This window comes from Gottfriedia luciferensis, assembly GCF_001712755.1.
GTDB classification, from domain to species: domain Bacteria; phylum Bacillota; class Bacilli; order Bacillales; family Bacillaceae_G; genus Gottfriedia; species Gottfriedia luciferensis_B.
Genome location: NZ_MDKC01000004.1, coordinates 15,280 through 37,640, shown reverse-complemented (window position 1 = coordinate 37,640; position 22,361 = coordinate 15,280). Strand labels below are relative to the sequence as shown.

The 22,361-nt window shown below is 32.0% G+C and carries 15 protein-coding genes and 1 pseudogene; 2 read left to right on the top strand and 14 right to left on the bottom strand.

Going from position 1 to position 22,361, the window contains the following annotated elements; translation table 11 throughout:
• Window positions 1-473 precede the first annotated feature (473 nt).
• Window positions 474-1,724 carry an MFS transporter gene (locus BED47_RS05725; RefSeq protein WP_175403456.1) on the top strand — a complete coding sequence of 417 codons (1,251 nt, stop codon included), beginning with the start codon at window positions 474-476 and terminating at the stop codon, window positions 1,722-1,724.
• Between the two features lie 39 nt (window positions 1,725-1,763).
• On the opposite strand, the pseudogene BED47_RS05720 reads toward BED47_RS05725, so the two are convergent.
• Both BED47_RS05720 and BED47_RS23400 read right to left on the bottom strand, forming a co-directional pair.
• A pseudogene (locus tag BED47_RS05720) lies at window positions 1,764-2,060 on the bottom strand (glutathione-dependent formaldehyde dehydrogenase); the annotation flags it as partial.
• Window positions 2,035-2,181 carry an alcohol dehydrogenase catalytic domain-containing protein gene (locus BED47_RS23400; RefSeq protein ID WP_139116343.1) on the bottom strand — a complete coding sequence of 49 codons (147 nt, stop codon included), beginning with the start codon at window positions 2,179-2,181 and terminating at the stop codon, window positions 2,035-2,037. The gene BED47_RS23400 and the pseudogene BED47_RS05720, both read right to left, overlap by 26 nt.
• Window positions 2,182-2,851: 670 nt before the next feature.
• On the opposite strand from BED47_RS23400, the gene BED47_RS05715 reads away from it, so the two are divergent.
• Entirely contained in the window at window positions 2,852-3,724 is an 873-nt protein-coding gene (locus BED47_RS05715; protein ID WP_069032814.1) for a hypothetical protein, read from the top strand.
• 57 nt (window positions 3,725-3,781) lie between these two features.
• Here the strand turns inward: BED47_RS05715 and BED47_RS05710 are convergent, their stop codons facing one another.
• From BED47_RS05710 to BED47_RS05655, 12 genes are all read right to left on the bottom strand, one after another.
• Window positions 3,782-4,870: a DNA alkylation repair protein gene (locus tag BED47_RS05710; RefSeq protein ID WP_069032813.1), complete on the bottom strand. Its 1,089-nt coding sequence runs from the start codon at window positions 4,868-4,870 to the stop codon at window positions 3,782-3,784.
• Window positions 4,871-4,901: 31 nt separating this feature from the next.
• A complete protein-coding gene (locus BED47_RS05705) occupies window positions 4,902-5,672 on the bottom strand; it encodes a hypothetical protein (protein WP_069032812.1) in 771 nt (256 codons plus the stop codon).
• Window positions 5,653-6,150: an ECF transporter S component gene (locus tag BED47_RS05700; RefSeq protein ID WP_069032811.1), complete on the bottom strand. Its 498-nt coding sequence runs from the start codon at window positions 6,148-6,150 to the stop codon at window positions 5,653-5,655. The genes BED47_RS05705 and BED47_RS05700 overlap by 20 nt, the downstream gene beginning before the upstream one ends.
• Before the next feature lie 14 nt (window positions 6,151-6,164).
• Window positions 6,165-6,764, bottom strand: coding sequence for a histidine phosphatase family protein (locus BED47_RS05695; RefSeq protein ID WP_069032810.1), 600 nt, complete (start codon window positions 6,762-6,764; stop codon window positions 6,165-6,167).
• Window positions 6,761-7,501 carry an adenosylcobinamide-GDP ribazoletransferase gene (cobS, locus tag BED47_RS05690; protein ID WP_025568886.1) on the bottom strand — a complete coding sequence of 247 codons (741 nt, stop codon included), beginning with the start codon at window positions 7,499-7,501 and terminating at the stop codon, window positions 6,761-6,763. The genes BED47_RS05695 and cobS overlap by 4 nt, the downstream gene beginning before the upstream one ends.
• Window positions 7,502-7,511: 10 nt before the next feature.
• On the bottom strand, window positions 7,512-8,078 hold the full coding sequence (gene cobU / locus BED47_RS05685; protein ID WP_217492991.1) for a bifunctional adenosylcobinamide kinase/adenosylcobinamide-phosphate guanylyltransferase: 567 nt from the start codon (window positions 8,076-8,078) through the stop codon (window positions 7,512-7,514).
• Between the two features lie 41 nt (window positions 8,079-8,119).
• On the bottom strand, window positions 8,120-8,839 hold the full coding sequence (locus BED47_RS05680) for a hypothetical protein (protein WP_049813545.1): 720 nt from the start codon (window positions 8,837-8,839) through the stop codon (window positions 8,120-8,122).
• 111 nt (window positions 8,840-8,950) lie between these two features.
• Complete coding sequence (locus tag BED47_RS05675) at window positions 8,951-10,066, bottom strand: Ger(x)C family spore germination protein (RefSeq protein WP_025568883.1); 1,116 nt, start codon at window positions 10,064-10,066, stop codon at window positions 8,951-8,953.
• A gap of 8 nt (window positions 10,067-10,074) precedes the next feature.
• The gene (locus tag BED47_RS05670; RefSeq protein WP_069032809.1) at window positions 10,075-11,541 is read right to left on the bottom strand and encodes a spore germination protein; all 1,467 of its coding nucleotides are present in this window, start codon (window positions 11,539-11,541) and stop codon (window positions 10,075-10,077) included.
• A complete protein-coding gene (locus BED47_RS05665; protein WP_025568880.1) occupies window positions 11,538-12,608 on the bottom strand; it encodes a GerAB/ArcD/ProY family transporter in 1,071 nt (356 codons plus the stop codon). The genes BED47_RS05670 and BED47_RS05665 overlap by 4 nt, the downstream gene beginning before the upstream one ends.
• A gap of 194 nt (window positions 12,609-12,802) precedes the next feature.
• Window positions 12,803-16,975: a S8 family serine peptidase gene (locus tag BED47_RS05660; protein ID WP_069032808.1), complete on the bottom strand. Its 4,173-nt coding sequence runs from the start codon at window positions 16,973-16,975 to the stop codon at window positions 12,803-12,805.
• An 895-nt stretch (window positions 16,976-17,870) separates the two neighbouring features.
• Window positions 17,871-22,031: a S8 family serine peptidase gene (locus BED47_RS05655; protein WP_069032807.1), complete on the bottom strand. Its 4,161-nt coding sequence runs from the start codon at window positions 22,029-22,031 to the stop codon at window positions 17,871-17,873.
• Window positions 22,032-22,361: the final 330 nt, after the last annotated feature.

Here is a 22,361-nt window from a genome sequence, read left to right as displayed (position 1 = left end):
TTCTTAATTATGTAAAATAAAGAAAACTTCGATTGACCAGCCTTTTTAGGCGAAGTCTAGAGACGTAGTGAATTGGCTACTACGCCGGGTTATATTTCTTAAAGTGCAATAAAAAATTGACGATGAAATAATTAAATTATTTTTACGTCAATTCTAATATTAGTATGGCTTAACTATTAAAAAATGTTCTTTCCAATATTTAATATGTTTAAAATATGATTCTTATTACATCAGACAGATTATTCTAGTTTATTAAAAATAATTATAAATTGCAATTTTTAAACTCTGAAATAAATAGCTAATTTATGGAAATTCCTATTCAAAATAAAGCCATTATTTTACATTTAAACTTAGTTCTAAAACATAGAATTTAATGAATAAATATGCTATTGTTCTAATGAATTATTTAAAAATTTAAAATAGATTTTTTTATCTAAATTATGAAATTAAAAAAAAGGAAGAAGGAACGTCAGTTGATTTACAGTAAACAAGATGTGCTACACAATGAAACCCAAAGCATTAAAAATGGAGCCGCATCTACAATCGCAATAAGTTTATCAAATAACTATTTTATATTGTTTGCTATTGCAATTTTAGGTGCTACCAATTATCAAGTTGGTTTAATTTCTTCCTTACCTTCAATTGTCGGAATGGCCGCAATGCTCCCAGCTGCTTTTATGGTTAATAAATTAGAAGAAAAAAGAAAATTCACTGCCTACTCCATTTTCTTTACGCGTTTTTTTCTATTAATAATGGTTTTTCTTCCATTTATTAAATCAGAGCATATCGCATGGTTTTTTGTTATTTTAATTGCATTAATGAATTTCCCTGGCACATTTCTAAATTTAAGCTGGCAAGCATTTATCGGTGATTTAATTCCAGCTGATCGTCGGAACACATTTTTTGGTAATCGAAATAGAATACTAACCTTTACGGGTATGATTGTAACGCTTGTAGCAGGAATATGTATGAAATCCATTAGCCCAAAAAGTGCCCTTCCATATCAATTACTTTTTTTATTTGCATTTATATTCGGAATGATCGAGTTCTTTTATATATTGAAACATAAAGAGGAGAAGCAAAAAATTGAAATTTCAAATCATTATTCTCCTTTTTCAAAACATCTCTTTCAGTATAAACCCTATATAACATTTTTAATTTGTGCTCTATTTTTTAACTTCGCGTGGCAAATGGCATGGTCTTTATTTTCGATTTATCAAATAAGATTTGCTCATGCAACTGCTTTTTGGATTAGTTTATTTACTGTAAGCAACCAACTTTCACAAATCGTTAGCTTTCGTTGGTGGGCAAAGATGGCAAATCGTTATAGTAATACTCAATTATTAATTTGGATTTCAATCGGAATGGCATCTGCACCTATTTTAAATATTTTATCAACAAATTATGTATACTTATTTATCGTAAACTTTACATCAGGATTTTTTGTATCTGGTACCGTATTAATATTATTTAATAGCTTACTAGAAGCTACTGAAGAAGAACATCGAACTTCTTATATTGCTAATTATAATTTCCTACTTTCAATCGTTGCCTTCATCGCTCCACAATTTGGTGTTTTTTTACTTGAGTCATTCAGTATGAATATTGCGATGATTATTTCAACGATATTCAGAGGATTGGCGGGAGTATTATTTGGCGTGATGGCCTATAAAATGGCACATCCAAAACAATTAGATTATAAGCAAAATAAAATATCTCTCTAGAATAAATTTAAAGGAGTTCAAAATATTGAACTCCTTTATTTATGGCTTCAAAACCACTTTAGTACAATTATCTTCTTTATTATTAAAAATATGATAAGCATGATTTGCTTCATCTAAAGATAATTTATGAGTAATAATTTTCGTCGGATCAATATTTCCACTTGTAATTTGATCATACAAGTATGGCATATAATGTCTTGCTGGAGCTTGCCCCATTTTTATATTTATATTTCTACTAAAAAATGCACCTAAAGGAAACGCATTATAGTTCCCACCGTAAACACCTGTGATTTGAACAGTTCCACATTTTTTAACAGCTTTTGTAGCAATGTAAATCAGAACCACAAATTGCTGTTGAAGTAATTTTAATAATAACATCATCTTTATGTTGAATTTTTGAATCATCTACTTTTATCGTTTTAACATTATAATGCCCTTGATAAGTAACCGCACGCATAATACGCCTCCTAATTTAGGTCATTTTCATAGCGTTACCTTAAGGATTATAAATATGTAATTATAAATAAAAACTTAACATTCTTCAGTTATAAAAAAAAGAAACAAACTTGGAATTAAAAATATTAAGAACAAATTTTAGATATATAGGTTTCATTGATTAGTTTATAAATTGATTTTCTCATTTTCTCAATTCTCATACAAACTGATTTATATCCTGTTAAGTTACACTAAGTAAAAGATATTAAATTAGGTTTTTATCGTAAACTTTTTTTGATGAATAAGTTGATTGGAATGGAGGGATGCTCGACTCCTATGGGATATGCGGGAAGGCTAAAGACCCCACAGGCTTGCCGAGGAGGCTAAAGAATCTCGCCCCATGGAAAGCGAGCATCCTGTAATGGAAATCAACATCACTCTACTCCTTTTACGTAAAATTTGATAATTATTTGAAGTTTATTTCAACAGCGTGAAGAGCATTGATTATATTCAATGCTTTTTTATAGGCAACAGAATGACTATAAAATCATACTTTAATTAATGTGATATTTATTAAATTAACCCTATTAGAAGTTACTGTTGTTTTTTAGTAAAATTGGCTATTCTTGAAGATTCAAATCCAAATTAATTTGATACTATAAAATTAGTACGATTTAGGAAAGGATATTGATATGACTATAGATTATCGTTTTTATGAGAGTCCAACAGATCTTGATTTGCAGTATGATTTTTGGAATAAGATGACCGAATCTCTACCATATGCTTGGAAACCAACTTTATCTCCAAAATTATTTGAACAACAATCTGAGTTTAATGAAAAATCTAGATGCTTTGCTTTTGACGGGAATCAGCTTGTCGGTTATATGAGTTTCTCTGGTAAAGGAGAGTTTGTTTCATTAGGTTATCCATGGGTATTACCTGAGTATGAGGATACTGTGCGGGATGAATTGTTTGAAAGAGTTTTTCAATTTGCTGTTAGTGAAGAATACGGTGGAAAATTATTTGCACAGCGATTTAGAGTACAGTGGTCAAAACAAATAGATTATTTCTTATCAAAAGGCTTCAACATTACCAATCGTACACAAATAGTTGGTGCTCATTATCCACTTCTTATAAAAACAATCCAAAGTATTCCGGGATTTTCTTATGAGATAAAAGATCAATTTCAATTTAATGTTTGGAAAGATTTAAAAATGAAGCAACAAATTCTTACAAACGAACAAGTTACCATGATGAATGAGTATTATAGCTCAATTGAATTCGACTATGCAGTTGAATGTAAGCTAGAAAATCAAGTCATTGCCTATTTTGGTATGACAATACGACCAGATACTGGGTATTCAGAAATATTAGCTGTTGCTTATACTGATGCAGCTATACCTTATTTTTATGATATAATATCGATCATCCATAATGAAAACATCAATCGAAAAGTTAAAGCAGTTACAATTACTAAATCACAAATTCCTAAAAGTGTATTACAAGAAAAACTTGGCTTTACTCCATTAACTGAAGATGTGATGATGCACAAGAGACAGGGGTAAATGGCAGAAAAGATGCAATTAAAAAATAGGGAGATTCCAAAACTTGGAATCTCTTTTTTAGTTTACCGTAAAATCATAAGTTCCACTTTCAATTCCATTGATTAGTAGTGTGATACTATGCTGACCTGGGTAGTGCTTTCTTGTTGATAAGTTTTTGAATGAGTGTGTTTTGTTATATGATAATGTTTTGTCATTTTCTATTGTGTTTTCGGATATTTTAAAGATTTTTCTTGTACGGTTACCTTTTGACTTTACGTAATCAATTGCGAATTCGATTCTAAGTTTTGTGGTAGTCGGTTCGTTACTATGAATGGTAAATGAAAAGTTTAAGTCTCCTCCAATTTCAATTTTGTCTGATTGTAATTGGAATTGATCTATATGAATTGCTTTTGTCGTTTCAAATCCAAAAATCGTTAAAGCCTCTATATTACCTTTTTTTAATAGCGTTCTACATGCGTGCTTTATAATCCAATTGGTATGAGGATTTTTACCGTACCATTCTTTCGCAATCTTTAATACTAAAGTTGGGTGATCTTTTGAAATATCGTTTAAATTATTCGCTACACTTTTGCGTACATATAATGACTCGTCTTCTTTTAAATTTTCTAGTATAGGAAGAATTGGAGTTGGGTCGTTTTTTAGACTTTTTAGAACCATCCCCCATGGTAACTTTGGACGACATCCTTCACTTGCAAGTCTTCTTACATGTTCGTTTGGATGAGTAGACCATTTTATCATTTGCGTCATCATTCGTTCTTGGTCTTGTACAATGAACGGTCTAACAGCAAATTCTGCTGTTGAGTGCTGTGTAAATATTTCTAGGGCTTCTATTGATTTTTCCCAATGATCTAACCCGTACACTTCAACATAATCAGGAAAAATAATACTACTTAATTGGCCCTTTGGAAATTTATCTAATATACTACTTAAAATCTCTATAGATTTTTCAAATTTGTTTGGAAGTGTCTCCCCCAAACAAATCGTAATATGTCTCATTCTTTCCTTTAATGTTTTTTCGTCCCAGTTTTCATTGAATACTTTATCTATAAAAATTTCACGATTAAAATCTGTATAAACGATATGGATTTCGTTTTCGATTTTTGAAATTAAATCGTGGTTATATACATTTTTCAAAGCATCTGCCATTTTAATTCTCCAATCATTTTATTTCAAACAATTAAATAATCTCACCTAGTAAAGTGATTGGCTGTGAGATTTGCCTTTTTAATCCGTCAATCGCATCCTTTTTAATAATTGCTAAAGCACATGTCGCTGGACCTGCCGATTTATGCATTGGTATACTAGATTGATTCAATAATTTTATATCGATATTATTCGTTTCAATCAATAGATTCAATTCATACTGAACACCCTTTGAACCAATTGGTAATAGATCAGTAACACCTTCATTGCAAACTAATTGCTTTATTGAATTAAAGTTGATAATTTCATTTTTATTGTCGTTTATATCCTCTAATACTTCTTGTCCTACCTTCGGATAACCGATTAAGATTACAACATCACCAGAATTAATTTCTTTTTTATTAAACGGATTATAAATTTCTCCCATTAAAGTAATACCTAAACCTGTTTGTTTTGTTGGAATATTTTCTTCTGTACTTCCAGTAATATTTATTTCTAAGTTGTCTTCATAAAAATTAGCTTCATTATATTCTTTAATCGCTTTTTCAATCCCGTTTATTATTCGCTTACCTCTTCCGTTCATTTCTACACATAAAGTATTAATTAAAACAGTAGGCTTAGATCGAAATGCTAATGTTTCAACTAAACATAATTTTGCCGTTAAATACCCTACAATTTCCTCATCAACTTTTATGAAATCAAGCTCACTCATCCCTATTCCACCGCAGCTATCACAAGCAATAGTAAAATAACGATTCCCATCTATATGCATTAAAGTTAAATCTCTATATTTTGAAATTTGCACGTTTCATCACCTTTTGAAGTATAAATGCTAAAACAATGTTTGCCGCTGAAGCTAAAGTCAATGGCACAACCATTAAGATAAAAAAACTACTAATCGTCTTTGCCGTAAACGAGTGATTCAAATAAGCAATTAATAGACCACTTAATAATGTTGCCACCGGACCATTTAAAATAATTGCTACGACCATTGCGATGTATTGATTCATTTTTTTAAATAATACGCCAAAAATCCAAACAATCACAAGCATTTGTATTGCGATAAATAGATGCACTGGTACTGTAAATGGAAATCCAGACGTAATTGCTGTTAGAAGATGACCTAGTGCCCCTACAATCCCGCCTGCTATTGGTGAAATCATCATAGCAGCTAGAAAAGCCGGCAATGAATCAAATGCAATAGAATAGGCTATTTTTATATTAGATAGTACTGCACTTAATGCGATAAATAATGAAAGTAAAACAATTCTTTTTGTGTTCAAGTTTCTCCATCCTCTTAATTTAGTTGAATGATATTTTTTAAAAATCCAAAACCATCATTATACTCAATTTCAATAATACATCCATTACTCGTATAAAATTTCCAGAAATGACTTAAATCTAAATGAAGTAAATTTAAGAGTAGTAGCTTCATAATTCCTCCATGTGATACAACTATTACATCTTCGTTTTTTGATCTAATGTCATGACTAAATTTATTAACTCTTTCTGCACACTGCTTTAAGCTTTCCCCGTTCGGAATTTGAAAATGAATCAAATCTTCATTCCACTTTTCTAAAACTTCAGGCACTTCATTTAAAAGATCAGAATATGTTTTCCCTTCAAATTGCCCAAAATTTGTCTCTTGTAACCGATAATCAACTATTTTCGATTCTCCTATTAAACCTTCAATCGCATCACTTAATAAAGTGCATCTACGAAGTGGACTAGAATACAAAGTATAGCGTGAAGTAGGCTCAATCATTTTCATAAACTGGGTTATCACACTATCTATTTGACTTAAACCTTTTTCTGTTAAATCAAAATCAGTCAAACCTGCATAAACCTTTTTTCTATTTCCAATGCTTTCTGTATGTCTAATTAAAAATATTCTCATACTAATCTCTCACCTATAACCGCAAAAATTAAAAAGCATAATTGAGAAACTTCAATTGTAAATCCAATTACATCCCCTGTAATGCCATCTAGTTTCTGATTGATTCTTTTCGTTACAAAAGTAATAAAAATAAACGTGACACATACAGCAAAAATAATGGCTATTTCATTGATTAAAATACTGCCTACACAAATAAGTAATAGATAGACAATTAGAACAAATAATGAATTAGATTTTTTGGCTTCGATTATAAATTGGCTTCCAAATCCTTCATTTCTAGCATAAGTACTGATTCTGCATGTAAATAAAGCAATGCATCTTCCAATAATCGGAAATAAAAAAATAACAAATGTAGTACTTTTTGATAAAAATAACCAATCTCCTAAAAATAAAACAATTAAGGAAATTACCCCAAATGCGCCAATGCGACTATCTTTCATAATTTCTAGTATTCTTTCTTTTGGACGATAACTAAAAATTCCATCTGAAGTGTCAGCTACTCCATCAAAATGTAATCCTCCCGTTAAGAATAAATAAACTAATAGAATAAGAAATGCATTGGCTTCTTTGTCCAATATCAGTGAAATTCCACTATTCAAACTAACAAGTATTAAACCAAATAACACACCTACTAATGGGAACAATCTAATTCCTTTTCCTAGTTCGGTTTCGATAAATACATAATTTTTAACAGGGATCGTTGAAAAAAAACTGAGGATCATTTTAAACCGATTCATATTGGTACTCCTACTTTATTCTTAATGGTATACCAGCTGTAACGAGTATAACTTCTTCTGCTCTTGACGCAATTTTTTGATTGATACGCCCAGCAATATCTCTAAAAATCCTTCCTAATCGATAAGATGGAACAAGTCCATAACCTACCTCATTGGATACAACTATCAATGTCTTACCTTGCTGATCACAAACGTTTACCAACTGGTGCACTTCATTTTCTATATCTATTTCTAGTTTATTTATTTGCTCATTATTAATTGTTTCATAATCAATATCAGTATAATGATCAAACATTAAATTTGTAATCATAACTGTCATGCAATCTAATATGACATACTTAGATTGTAAAAATGCTTCATTCATTTTTAATTGATTAAATTGTTTATATCGCTCAACAGTATGCCATTCATTTGGACGATCTTCTTGATGTCTTAAAATTCTTTCATTCATATCTCCGTCAAATGGTATGGCAGTCGCAATATAAACGACATCATTTGCGTTTGTTTGCAACTCTTTTATTCGTCTTTCTGCATAGGAACTCTTTCCACTACGAGCCCCACCAATTACAAGAATCACTCTCTTCACCCCTTTTCTGAGACCTTAATATCTAGTTCTAATTAACCTAACTCTCCAATTACAAATAAACCAACTAACAAAATACTTATTAATATAACTGACCCAATTATTTTCTTAAAACCGGGTCTCGGACCATCTTTTAAAACTCTTATACCTAGTGGTACAAGTGCAATACAAAGTGCCAATGTAGCTAAAATCGAGAATGATGTTGTACCTTTAAGTACACCCAATGGTAATGAACTCATAAGTCCTAACATTACGGAACGAATTAACCCTAATACTTTAGCGCGATATGAGCCAATTGCTAAAATAATCCAGCCAAACATGATCAGAGGAGAAAAACTATGGAATATATGAAATGCTCCATAAGTTTGCGCCATAACTTTTGTTGCAGTGTCCACACCTAAAATTCGCACCATTTGAAAAGCTAAGTGATCAACCCCAGCATGAAAAGTACGAGCAAAAAGTCCAAATACCGCAAAACTCCCTCCCCATAATGCCCAATTTGGCTTCTTTATACTAATTAATTTACAAAGTGAGATAACTGCTGGCCACAATAAAACGTTCCCAGCAATAAAAAAACTATAAGAAAAAAATAATAAAGTTGGATGAGCTTTATATGCTTCTAGCTGGTCAGGGAAGAAGAAATGAAACTTACTTCTTAGAATAACACCTATAAGCATAAAAATTGGACCTACTATTAGGGAGAATCCACCTAACCAACGACCTGGAAACCAATTATCTTTTACTCTTTCATTCATAGCCCTTCTCCTTTTATTCAGTTCCTTTCTATCATAATTCATTTTTGTATAAAAATGAGTATAAAAAAGAAGGTTTAACGATAAAAATCGACCTACTTTTTTATACTCTGTTCATCTTTTATAGGCTTTACTTCCTAATATACGCACATGTACTTTAATATCTTTTATTGAATCCACTTTTACTTCATTCATTGCTTTAATAGTCCAATCATGTCGATCAAAACGGTACGGCTTTTCTGAAATATTAAGAAGATCTGCATGGAGCTCTTCTCCTATTTTTATCGTTTTTAAAATTTCTTTTTTTATTTTTTTACCCGCTTTAGATGAAATCTCTTTATTATTTAAATGATTCTCATTTTGAGCTACTGTTACCTCTGTTTTTATGTTGATAATATATTTAGGCTTCTTACCACCCTTTATAACTTTAACTGAACCTTTTGAGCTTCTTACCTCTAAATTAACTTTGTCTTTCTCAAGCAAAAGTGGCGTACTATAATTTTCTTGCTTCATAAAATTAAGTGAATTTAAATCTTTTATAGTTACTTGACCTTTATATTTTTTCTGTGCAATGGCAAAAGCACCATTTAGATAAGCTACTTTATCCTCTTTTTGTTCTTTAAAAGATTGGTCATCAATATCTAATAGGGGGATTAAAACTGTTCCGACTGGCTGAGAATATCTTGAAATAAATTGATGAAACTTTAAGCTCAGTAAGATTAAACTGCCTCTACTTCTTTCATCTGGATCATATACGGTAGTATATAAAAATGGTAAATAAAAAAAACTATGGCTCAAGTAAATATCTTTTATATTTCTTTCTGTTCCATAAATCCATACTGTATATCTTAACAGAGGACGTCCAGAAATAAACGAACTGACTTCTTTCATCTTATCTTCAATGACTGATTTACTTAACACAATGCTACTGACATGACCATAGTATAACGGGATAGGTGACCGTTCCTCTATTTTATTGAATGCTGACTGAATCGTTTTTCCTTTTGCTTGACCTATTAATGGGGGAGCTGGGACTTGTTGTGCTCCTCCTTCTTGCTTTGCAATATTTGAAAAGTTAAGTGCTTGGACCGTTACTATATACTGATTATCTTTAAAATCAATTCCAAAACCTGTAATCAATGTTTGATCGATTATCGTCCGATCGCCCCAGCATCCTGTTAATATGAATAATTGTGAGAACATTAATAGAAAGATTAGTAATTTTTTCATTCTATTCATCACTCCTTCTGACGGTCTACATCTACTGGATGGAGTGATTGATTTCGCTTTTTCTTATATTCTTGTGGTATTTTAATCAGTACACTTAAAAAGTCTGAAATACTTGGTACCGAAAATAGAGTGATATATGGTTGCCCTATGCTTTCTAATGAAACCAGCATTGTAATAATTAGAAAAAAGCCTGTAAAATAGCCGATTAATCCTAATGTTGATGATAAAAATAAAATAAAAAAGCGAAGGAATACTATATTACCCGCGATATTTTGATTGATTAATGTATAACCAGAAATAACTGTTAGTGCTACCATTACAAGCATAGCTGGAGAAGTTAATCCTGCACGGATTGCTGCATCACCAATAAATAACCCACCTAATACCGCTACAGTCTGTCCTACTGCCTTAGGTAAACGTATTCCCGCTTCTTTAAACAATTCAAAAAATGATAGCATTAAACAAGCTTCAAGGGGTGCTGAAAACGGTAATCCATTTCTAGACATAGCGATGGTAGCTAGAAAAGGGTATGGTAATTGATCCAAATGATACGTCACCAATGCAATATAGAATCCTGGTAAGAATATTGTTGTTAAAACCGCAATTACTCTAAGATAACGGACTATATTGACAAAATAAAAACTCGAATGTATATCTTCAGGCGAATAAACAAGTTGGTTTAAATTGGTAGGACCAATTAAACATGTCGGATTCCCATCGACGAGCACTGCAAACCTACCCTGATTTAATGATTGAACTACGAAATCAGGTCTACCTATATTATCAAGAAGTGGGAAAATGGAGAATGGCTGATCATATAACGCCTCCTCTATTTCATAACTACTAACAACCACGTCTTTTTCAATCGAACTTAGCCGCTTTTTTACTTCCGATAGAATTGCTGGATTAATAATATCTTCAATGTAAACTAACAATACCTTCGTCCTACTTCGTACACCGATATCAAATTCAATACTCTTTAAAGTAGACGTTTTAAGTCTTTGGCGAATTAAAGCCATATTATCTGAAATATTTTCAACAAATCCATCTCTTGGTCCACGAATTGAGTTTTCCAAATTTGATTCTTCTGGAGCTCTTTTAGGTGGATTTGCTACGGGAATAAAGAAAATCTCATTGTAGTAGGAATTAAAAATGACTAGATTGCCTGAAAAAAGATTTTCTTCCACTTCCGACTTTATTTTGTTTTCTAATCTTAATTTTTTAGCTTCTACAATATTACTTAATAGCTCAAAGTTGAATTGATCTTCCTTATGTATCACATTAAAAATGTCAGTAATAATTTTGTTACTATATTGAATATCAATCAAGTTTGGACAAAACATTATGACTACAACATGTATTTTTTCGCCATCATTAAATTTTTTTGTTCTAAAAGCTATATCTGATGAATGATTAAAAGATTCAAGAAACGCTAATAAATCAGGTTGATCCGTTCTAGTTGATTCTCTCTTCATGCTGAATCACCTTTTAATTTTGACATAATTAATAAAATGAACATCAAAGAAAGTAAAAAACATAAATTAATTAGAAAAAAATAGTGTTGTAAAAAATCATTAAAGGAAGTTGCATTCCAAGGAAACATTACCGCTACTAGTAAAATGAGTGAAAGGACTGGTAAACTCCATTTTTTTCGTCCACTATAATTAATAATATGGTTTGCAAGAAATAGATTTAAACTAATCCGAATAAAGGCTCCAGACAACCACTGAAAAATTGATAAAAAATCTAATCTAGTAATATTTTCTCCTAACGTTAGTAACTTCCATTGTTCATAAACTGGATTTCTCATTTTTTCTGCTTCATCCGTTCCAAATTCCATTATAGCTCCTGTAAGAGGACCTAAAATTAACATTAATAAGATTAGGCTAACTAAGACTAACCATTTTGCTTTTACTTTGTCTTTCAAATAAGAGTTTAAAAATAAAATAAAAATGATTTCAAAAAAACCTGAGCATGAATAGATAAAGCCATGAAAAAAATCATGATACCCATGTTCAAATATAGGAAATAATAAAGTATAATTTTTATTCTTTACATTCCCCATTCCTACAGTGAAGCCAAACAAGCTGACGATTGGTAATATTAAAAACGCAATTGTACAAATCGAACGTATTCCAGAATACGCGGCGTAAAAACAAATAATGGAAATTAAAAAAACGACAACAAACAAAGGAATATCTTGAGTATAATTTGTGTAAGCCCAAATAATAGTAAAGCGAAAAGTGATAAAGGCATTTATTAAAAAGTAAATGACGAAAATGGTCGATAATAAGTAAGATATTGGTTTATAGAATACTTTAAACATGACAGATAAAACATCTTCATTTTTAAACTTTTTATATAAATAGAATACTAAAGCAGTCCAAATCAAAAATGGGACCACACTAGTAACTGTTGTCACCCATGAATCTCGATATGCTGATGTTAATAAACTTGGAATGATAAATACATGCAGCATAAAACCTGTCGACATGATGAGTAATACATATATATGAACTGAATGAATTAACTTTTTATTCATAAAAAATCTCCCTATAACTCCTTATTCCTTTAAGTTAACCCGACGATATTTCCTTTATGTATATATTTTCCTTTTTATTTTTTAAAGAAATTATGGTATCAAAGATAAATAAAAAAGTCCTCTCCCAAAAAATCATCGGGAGAAGACTGCCTCTTAGTTTAAATTTTTTCCATTGTCCTACATTTCTTGCTCTTTTATTGATTTAAACCTAAATCACTTAAAATACTATCTAATGTAGCACCTTTATATGATTTTTTAGCTTTAGGAGGATTTGGAACTGTTGAATTTTGTAATCCAAAATTCTTCACTACATAATCCATATCTTTTGCATCAACTACTTTATCAAAGTTAAAGTCAGCAGATGCTTTGTTTGTGCCCCAGTAAGTTTGTACAGCTAATGCATCTAATACGTCGATTACATCGTCTTTATTTGCATCACCAGCAGGTGCAATATCTAATAAATATCGTAACTGCTTACCGATTAAATCACCGCGGATATTATCAAATAAATTATCCATTGTTTTATTCATTGTAAAGTGACCTGGTACATCTACAGATAATGTATAAGGTTTATTGTCTAGTTTAACACCATCAAATGCATAGTCACCTTGTTTTGATGTGATTGGTGCTTGTAAAACAGTTTTTCCATCATACGATGTTAATGTAATTTTTGCACCTAATTTACTTTGATCAATCGCATAGTTTGTTTCACCTGTTAGAGGGTTTTTTGCTCCTTCTACTTGAAGTGTACCTGTAAGTTTTGAAACTGATGGTTTTACATTGTATCCTTCAATATAAGTGTAGACGTTTTTCGTTTCAACATTTGATGTATCGATTGTAGATGTACCGTTACCTGAGAAGTTAATCGCTGGACCTGTTGTAAATGATTGATCGATTGTTTTTATATCGAAATTAAATAATTGAGTATCCTCTGGTAACTTAGCTGAACCTGAGTAAGTAAAAGTAAAGTCATATTGCGTAATATAATCCCAAGTAGTAGGAGATGTTTTTACTGAAACTTGTGCGTCTCCATATTTTTTAACTTCATCATTTACTAGAATATTGTCAATGATCCCCTGTTTATTATTCAATTGAAGAGTTAATTTAGTAGTTTTTAAGTTACTAATATTATTTGCTTTTACAGAGTAGTTTACAGTATCACCAGGTACAATGTTTTGCTTATTCGCTTTTAAGTAATAATACGGAGTTGTATTTTTTACAAAAGCAATTCTAATTTGTGCAGTTGGATTTAATGCAGCATCCATTCCATAGAATGTTAAAGGTAATACTGAATATTTACTATCAACTAAAATTTGATCAGTATAATCCCCATTTTTATCTACGTTAATCGGTAATGATGGGAAGAAAGAATTATAAGTATAAACAATTGTGTTATCTGATTGATCAGCTTTAATACCGTATTTTTTCGCTTCATCAATTTCTGGATCATTTACATTAATGTTGAAGTCGTATAACATTTGTCCATTTTTATCTAGTTGACTATCACTATACTCAATAACCTTTTGATCTAACTTGTCAAAGCTTGAAGTCATATTCGGAACAGCATATTCCAACATAAAGTCTCTAGCTTCAGCAAATGTTTTTCCACTTTCACTCACACCAACTAGTCTTAATTTGTAGTGACCTGGTTTAAATAATTCATATTTACTGCTAATTGGGTTTGTCGCATCTCCAGTGAATGGGAAATAATATGCACCAACAAGTCGTCCAATATTGTACACTACATCTTCTTTCATTACTGCTGTATTAAATGAACCAATAATCCCTAAGTCTTGACCTGTTGTTGGATCTTGAACGATAACATCTAATGATTTCATATGTGTTTTTAGAGAAACACTTCCATCAATAAATGGATACGCATAAGTTGGATTCGTAATTTTATTTGAATAAAGTGGGTTGAATAAATTAAATGATTGGATCCCCTCTTCAACTACACGAACACCAAACGGAATTTGATATTGTTCAGTTGGATCCAATGTATTCGTGAATGTAACATAACCTTCATATGTTCCTTTTTCAGCAGTTTTTGGAATGTTTAAATTAAACTTAATTGATTTCGAGCTAATTCCATTTAACTTAACTGATGTAGGTCCTGAAAGTGTAACATTATTAGAAGCTGCATCCTTAGATCCTCTTAATCCAGTTTGATATTTCACGTCAACACTAAATGTTTTTGCTTTTTCACTACGATTTTTTAAAGTAACACTACGAGAATCTGCAATATCAATATTATCAAATCCATATGAACCAAAGCTCATCCCACCGGTTAACTCATTAATTAGTTTTTCTTTGCCATTTACGATCGTTGGTGTTTTATCAACAACTTCTAATTCTACATTTGAATGAATTGCTTCATATGCATCTACACGTCCACTACCTACTTCAAATACACTATAAGCTTTTGATAGGGGATCAGCAGTATTCATTAGGATTGATTTGATATCTTCTGGTTGTAAGTCTTTATTTGATTGAAGTAATAGTGCAGATACACCTGCTACATATGGTGTTGCCATTGATGTTCCAGACATACGCTCATATGCATACTTATAATCTTCAGGCTTTGATCCATCACCTGTTTTATTATTTACATAAAATGGTACACTTGAAAGAATCGAAACACCCGGAGCAGTCACTTCTGGCTTGATATCATAGTTTACACGTGAAGGTCCTCTTGAACTAAATGTCGCTAATTCATCTGAAGCTGTTTGTAGCTTAGTATAATCACCAAAAGAAACTTCATTTTTACCTGTTTTAACCGCTGCTGTGATTTTTAATCCCTCTTCATATGATACGGAGAATGAAGGAATAGCATCTACTGATTCACCTAAGAATGCTTGGATTGCTCCTTCACTTTGGTTATCAATATTATTAGCCATTAATACACCAACTGCGCCAGCTGCTTTTGCATTTTTAATTTTATCAATCAAAGCAATCGTTCCACGTTGTATGTAAGCAATCTTGCCTTTTAAGTCTTTTCCTGTAAAATCAGTTGGATTTGCTAACCCTACGTCAACGAGTTGATAGGTTTTTCCTTTTAATGTCGTTAAATTATCAGAATAATTTTGAGCTAATTGTCTAAAGTTGTATTTGTTTCCATCCTGTGTTCCATTAAATTGATAAAGATCAATGGCAACAGATGAAGCTCCAACAGTTAATGCTAATGCAGCCGCTCCTGGTGAACCTAACGTGTCCATTTTGTCTCCATCATTTCCTGCAGCTACGACAGTCGTTACGCCACTTAATACAGCATTGTTAACCGCGATAGAAGTTGCATAAAGCGGGTCATTTAACGACGCACCTAATGACATATTAATCACATCCATGCCATCTTTTACTGCTTTATCAATACCTGCTATAATAGCTTCACTTGTTCCAACCCCACCAGGTCCAAGTACACGATATGAATAGATATCAGATTCTGGTGCTGCACCAACCTGTTTGTATTCACTATCTGACGCGCCACGTCCACCAATGATACCTGCTACATGAGTACCATGCTCAGTATAATAATCAGCTCCATTTGCAGAACCTGGTTTACCAGCTTTTACCCAATCAGCATAGGTAGTCTCCATTGGATCATTATCATTATCTACAAAATCATATCCACCTTTGAATGCGCCTTTTAAATCTGGGTGGTTGTAATCAATACCTGTATCAAGAATACCAACTTTAATGCCCTTTCCTGTATAGCCCTCAGCATGTAGCTTATCCAAGCCATCATATGGCGTATAGTTTGCTACTTTCGATTCGTCTGCTTTTAACTCGCTATTCTTATCTGATTCCTTTGGAGGGTCAATAGAGAACTTCTCGTTACTCCAAACAGTCTTAACTGCTTTTGATTTTAATAGATTCTTAATTTGATTTGCTGGTAGACTCATTGAAACGCCGTTAAAGGCATTTTTATATGAATGTTTAATTTTAAAATCTACCTTTTTATTATTCTCATCTTTAAGAACTTGTCCCACTTCTGCAGTAAAAGTAGCATGATCTTGATCAACTAATTTCCCTGCTTGTGTCTCAGTTAATGATTTACCTTCTACTTGCGCCTCAATTTTTGCCACTTTCGCAGGCTTATTTGCAAACTCTACAATAACTGAGGTTTGTTTGGTAGTCGTTTGATCTATGTCTGAGGAGATTTGAAGCCCTGTCGATTCATTCGTTGAAATTTGTTTTAATGCAGTTCGTTGCTGGGAAGTTAAATTTGCAAGTATTGTTTCTGTCTTCGTTTTCCCTGCTGCCTTTGAAACATTTGTTACATGTGCAATCGGTGCAACAACAACACTAGATGATAGAGCTAATACGGTAAAGCCTGATACAAACTTACTTTTCTTTACTCTTTTCCCCATTCTTCTTCCTCCTGGCTTTTTCTTATCTAAAGTAATATTCAATGAAAATCATATTACCTTTTTACATCAAATTTACTTTCTACATTTATTATCATTTTTTTTCAATTTTCGGTCAATTGGGTTATCCCTCCCCTAATTTACCAATAGTTCGAAATATCGCTCTCTACATTCGACAGGATTCTTCTAAATTCTCCGGTGAAAAACAATCGAAATAACCCAATTTTTCTATCATTTTAAAAGAAATAGTTAGTTATTTGAAAACGTTTACTTTTTAAATGAACTTTAATGGTTTTAAATAAACCTCGGGATGATCGCTTTTTCTTACTAATTGAAAAAAAAAACTATTTTACAATATTTTATTCCATCATTTATTAGGGCTGTTTTTCATTTAAAATGGTCATAAATTAACACATTTTTTGTGGAAAGTAACGAGAAAGGAAAAAGGCGGGGTTATCTTTAAAAGGTAAAGAGTAACGAAGAAAACGAATGTTTGTGACAATCTAAAAGAATGCTTTTTGACTTCTCAATTTGTACTTTTCGATTGTTTCATTGGACGTTACTTCTGTTTTTGGTCATTTTGAATTTATCTTTTTACTTATCTATGATTTTTCACTCAATTTAATTAAAATTTATGGCTTTATATGCCGTTCCACTGTTTTTATTTGCAGATTGGACTTTTTTAATTGTAGATATGATAATTTTATTTGCAGTTTTCGAATATTTATTTGCACGCTCCCCAATTTATTTGCAGATTTCGCTTTTTTAATTGTAGTTCCATACTTTTTAATTGCAGTTTTCACTATTTTAATTGCACTTCATTACTACATCATTCCACGTATATTCCGATAACATAAAAAAGAGAAGCCAATCTAGCTAGCTTCCCTCTTCTAAATTATTATTGATCTAAACCTAAATCTTTTAAAATACTATCTAAAGTTGCACCTTTATAAGTAGTCTTTGGTTTTGGTGCGTTATCAACAGTAGGATTTTGTAATCCAAAGTTTCTAACAACATAGTCCATATCCTTTTTATCTACTACTTTATCAAAGTTAAAGTCTGCTGTAGCCTTATTTGTAGCCCAATACGTTTGTACAGCTAGTGCATCCAACACATCGATTACATCATCTTTGTTAACGTCCCCTGCTGCAGCTGTTAATAAACCTAAATTATATCTCTTTCCTAACGTTTCTCCACGTACTTCATTTGATAAAAGTACTTGTCTGTTCATTGTAAAATGTCCAGGTACATCAACTTTATAAGTATAAGGTTTTGTATCTGCTTTTAAGCCTTCAGCGCTGTATTGTCCGCTTTTGTTAATTGAAGGTTGAACAGTTGTTTTTCCATCATAAGATGTAACTGTAACTTTTGCACCAATTACACTTTGATCAAGCGCATAATTAGGGCTTCCTGTTATTGGGTCATATGCTCCTTCTAAATTTAATGCTCCATCAATTTTAGAATAAGTATTTTTAACTTTATAAGATTCCATGTACGCATACACATCTTTTGTCTCAACATTAGATTGATCAATTGTTGATGCAGTCATTGTGTACCAATCATTTGGGATGAAATTTGTATATTTCTCTGCTGTTTTCATATCGAAATTAAATAATTGTAAGTCTTCTGGTAAAGCTTTTGTTCCATTGTAAGTAAATGTAAATGTATAAAGCTGACTTAATCCAGAAGGTTTTGAAGTTACTGAAACTTGTGCATCACCATATTGTTTTACTGCATCATTTACAACGACATTTTGAATTGTTGCTAGATTTGGATCAACACTGAAATTAATTTTAGTAGTTTTTAAGTTTTTAATATTGTTTGAACGAACACTATAATTAACAGTATCACCCGTTGTAACTGTTTGTTTATTTGCTTTTAAGTAGTAGTATGGGAAATTTTGATCTACGAATACTAGTCTTAACATATTTGTTGCATTTCCAGTAAAGTTTCTTGCTGCATCCATACCATAGAATGAAACTTGTAATGGTGTAGAACGCTTCTTAACTAAAATCTGGTCTGTATAATTTCCGTTCTTATCTGTTTTAATTGGATTAGCCGGGAACGGGCTATCGTGAAATGAAACTACTGCATTAGTTGACTGATCTACTGGTAAACCTAAACGGTTAGCTTCAGCAGTTTCAGGATCATTTAGATTAATATTAAAGTCGTATAAGAATTCGCCTTTTGAATCAAATTGACTATCTTTGTATTCAATTACTTTTTGATCTAATGAATCAAAGCTCGAAGTCATTTTAGGTGCTGCAACATCATAAACAAAGTCAGCAGTTTTTACGAATGTTTTACCTTTTTCATTCGTACCAACTAATTTTAATTTATAGTTTCCTGCTTTTGCTATTACTGGATCATAACTAATTGGATTTTTTGAATCACCAGTAAATGGATAGTAAATTGAACTAAATCCTCTTCCAATAAAGTAATCTTGATTCTCATTCAATCCGATTGGTGTAAAAGAACCAACTAAACCAAGATCTTCACCCGTTGTAGCATCTTGTAATAATACATCTAGTGTTTTCATGTGTGACTTTAATGATAGATCGAATGATAAGAACGGGAAGGCATTTGCTGGCCAGCTCGTATCATTACCAAACATTGGGTTGTCGATTTTAAAATAATCGATTCCTTCATCGACTACGCGACCACCAAATGGAATTTGATATGTTTCTGATGGATCTACGGTATTTGTAAATGTAATAAAACCTTCATATGTTCCTTTTTCTGCTGTTTTTGGAATATTTAAGTTAAACTTAACATTCTTTTGGCTAATTCCATTTAATTTTACAGATGTAGGGCCAGTTAAAGTTACATTGTTCTTAGCTGCATCTTTTGATCCTCTTAGTCCAGTTTGGAATTTCACATTAACATTGAATGTTTTTGCTTTTTCGCTACGATTTTTTAATGTAATATTGCGAGAATCTGCAATATCTTGATCATCGAAACCATAAGATCCGAAGCTAATGCCACCAGTTAATTCTTTAATTGATTTTTGCTTGCCATTAATATACGTTGGCGTTTGATCTACTACTTCTAATTCTACATTCGAATGAATTGCTTCATACGCGTCAACACGTCCACTACCTGCTTCAAATACACTATAAGCTTTAGATAACGGGTCAGCTGTATTCATTAGAATTGATTTGATATCTTCTGGTTGTAAGTCCTTATTTGATTGAAGTAATAATGCTGATACACCTGCTACATAAGGTGTCGCCATCGATGTACCTGATAAGCGCTCATATGCATATTTGTAATCCTCAGGTTTTGACCCATCACCAGTTTTATTATTTACATAAAATGGTACAGTTGAAAGGATCGCCACACCAGGAGCTGTTACTTCCGGTTTAATATCATAGTTTACACGAGATGGACCTCTTGAACTAAATCCTGCTAATTCATCTGATGCAGTTTGAACCTTTTTAAAGTCACCAAAAGTGAATTCTGATGCACCAGCCTTGATTGCAGCTGCAATTTCAATTCCCTCTTTATTTGAAACAGAAAATGCCGGGATTGCATCAACTGATTCACCAAGGAAGGATTGGATTGCACCTTCAGCTTGATTTGTTTCGTCGTTGTACATTAAAACGCCAACTGCACCTTTTGCTTTTGCATTTTTAATTTTATCGATTAATGCAATCGTTCCACGTTTAATGAAAGCAATTTTCCCATTTACATCTTTACCATTGAAATCTGCAGGATTACCTAAGCCAACATCAACTAACTGATATGTTTTACCTTTTAATGATGTTAAGTCATCAGAATAATTTCTAGCTAATTGTCTAACTGAATAGTTTTTACCATTATTTACTCCAGCATATTGATAAACATCTAATGCGATTGACGATGCACCAACTGTTAATGCTAAAGCTGCTGCACCAGGTGAACCAAGCGTATACATTTGATCGCCGCTATTTCCTGCTGCAACAACTGTCGTTACACCGCTTAAAACAGAGTTATTTACAGCAATCGATGTTGCATAAAGCGGATCATTTAAGCTTGCACCTAATGACATATTAATAACATCCATACCGTCTTGAACAGCTCGATCGATACCTGCAATAATGTCTTCCTCAGTACCTGAACCATAAGCTCCTAACACTCGATAAGAATAAAGGTCAGCTTCTGGTGCCGCACCAATTGTTTTATATTCACTGTTTGCTACACCGCGTCCACCAATAATACCAGCTACATGCGTACCATGCTCAGTATAATAAGTTGATGTTCCACTGATTTCAGGTTTTCCTGATTTTTTCCAATCCGCATAAGTTGTTTCCATTGGATCATTATCGTTATCAACGAAATCATATCCACCTTTATAAGCATCCTTCAAGTCTGGGTGATGATAATCCATACCTGTATCTAGAATCCCTACTTTAATTCCTTTACCCGTAAACCCTTCTGCGTGTAAGCGATCTAACGCATCATATGGAGTATAGTTTGCAACATTTGATTCATCAGCTTTCAGTTGATCATTCTCTTTCGGTGGATCAATTGAAAATGTTTGGTTGCTCCATACTTTTTTTACAGCTTTAGATTTTAATAGATTCTTAATTTGATTTGCTGGTAATGTCATGGAAACACCGTTAAATGCGTGCTTATATGAGTGATTAATTTTATAATCTACTTTTTTACTTTTACTAGTTGTTAACACTTTACTAACATCTTTTGTAAAAGTTTCATGGTCTTGGTCAATTAGATCTTCTGCATCTGATTTCGTTAAAGTTTTACCCTCAACACTCGCTTCAATTTGAGCGACTTTCACTGGTTTATTAGCAAACTCTACAATGACACTTGTTTGTTCAGTAGAGTCCAAATTAATATCTGAGGAAACTTGCAGCCCAGAATCTTCACTAGTAGAAAGCTGCTTAAGAGCTGCTCTTTGCTCTGAACTTAAACTTGCCAAAATATCCTCTGCCTTACTTGGACTTGCTGCATTTGATACATTTGACACTTGTCCAAGAGAACCTAAAATAAAACTAGATGTTAAAGCTAAAACAGTAAAACTTTTTAAAACTTTACTTTTTTCTCTCTTTTCCCCCATTTTTCTTCCTCCAGTTCATTTTTCTTCTTAGTTTGCCTTTTACGTTAATTACTAGATATAAGTTTTTTTGACAACTTCTTCAAGTAATCAACAAAATAGAATGACAATTGTCGTTTTTTTCTATTAATTATATTATTGAGAATTTTCTATTTTTAATCAATTGGGTTATAACAAACCCTGATTTATCAACGTTTACTCAATACCCCTTAAGAAAATCGACAAATTACAACATATTTCAACTTCAGATTAAACCAATTTTAGGTAATTTAAATTCACTAAAATAATAAATGCACTTTTTCTACCCTAAAAAAGACAAAAAAATACATAGAC

What these genes read in the sequence shown, in the direction of transcription:
- BED47_RS23400 (WP_139116343.1), bottom strand. Translation starts at nt 2,181, where the DNA reads ATGCGTGCGGTTACTTATCAAGGGCATTATAATGTTAAAACGATAAAA.
- BED47_RS05715 (WP_069032814.1), top strand. Translation starts at nt 2,852, where the DNA reads ATGACTATAGATTATCGTTTTTATGAGAGTCCAACAGATCTTGATTTG.
- BED47_RS05710 (WP_069032813.1), bottom strand. Translation starts at nt 4,870, where the DNA reads ATGGCAGATGCTTTGAAAAATGTATATAACCACGATTTAATTTCAAAA.
- BED47_RS05695 (WP_069032810.1), bottom strand. Translation starts at nt 6,764, where the DNA reads ATGAGAATATTTTTAATTAGACATACAGAAAGCATTGGAAATAGAAAA.
- cobS (WP_025568886.1), bottom strand. Translation starts at nt 7,501, where the DNA reads ATGAATCGGTTTAAAATGATCCTCAGTTTTTTTTCAACGATCCCTGTT.
- BED47_RS05680 (WP_049813545.1), bottom strand. Translation starts at nt 8,839, where the DNA reads ATGAATGAAAGAGTAAAAGATAATTGGTTTCCAGGTCGTTGGTTAGGT.
- BED47_RS05675 (WP_025568883.1), bottom strand. Translation starts at nt 10,066, where the DNA reads ATGAAAAAATTACTAATCTTTCTATTAATGTTCTCACAATTATTCATA.
- BED47_RS05670 (WP_069032809.1), bottom strand. Translation starts at nt 11,541, where the DNA reads ATGAAGAGAGAATCAACTAGAACGGATCAACCTGATTTATTAGCGTTT.
- BED47_RS05665 (WP_025568880.1), bottom strand. Translation starts at nt 12,608, where the DNA reads ATGAATAAAAAGTTAATTCATTCAGTTCATATATATGTATTACTCATC.
- BED47_RS05660 (WP_069032808.1), bottom strand. Translation starts at nt 16,975, where the DNA reads ATGGGGAAAAGAGTAAAGAAAAGTAAGTTTGTATCAGGCTTTACCGTA.
- BED47_RS05655 (WP_069032807.1), bottom strand. Translation starts at nt 22,031, where the DNA reads ATGGGGGAAAAGAGAGAAAAAAGTAAAGTTTTAAAAAGTTTTACTGTT.